Annotated in this window: 1 rRNA gene; it reads left to right on the forward strand. The window is 65.8% G+C overall.

The annotated features are described in order from the left end of the window. Positions 1–441, forward strand: a 16S ribosomal RNA gene (locus C1631_RS23755); the annotation flags it as partial.

Here is a 441-nt window from a genome sequence, read left to right on the forward strand (position 1 = left end):
CCTACGGGAGGCAGCAGTGGGGAATCTTGCGCAATGGGGGGAACCCTGACGCAGCGACGCCGCGTGCGGGACGGAGGCCTTCGGGTCGTAAACCGCTTTCAGCAGGGAAGAGTCAAGACTGTACCTGCAGAAGAAGCCCCGGCTAACTACGTGCCAGCAGCCGCGGTAATACGTAGGGGGCGAGCGTTATCCGGATTCATTGGGCGTAAAGCGCGCGTAGGCGGCCCGGCAGGCAGGGGGTCGAAGCGGGGGGCTCAACCCCCCGAAGCCCCCGGAACCTCCGCGGCTTGGGTCCGGTAGGGGAGGGTGGAACACCCGGTGTAGCGGTGGAATGCGCAGATATCGGGTGGAACACCGGTGGCGAAGGCGGCCCTCTGGGCCGAGACCGACGCTGAGGCGCGAAAGCTGGGGGAGCGAACAGGATTAGATACCCTGGTAGTC

The organism is Chryseobacterium phosphatilyticum (assembly GCF_002899825.2).
Classification (GTDB): Bacteria; Bacteroidota; Bacteroidia; order Flavobacteriales; family Weeksellaceae; genus Chryseobacterium; species Chryseobacterium phosphatilyticum.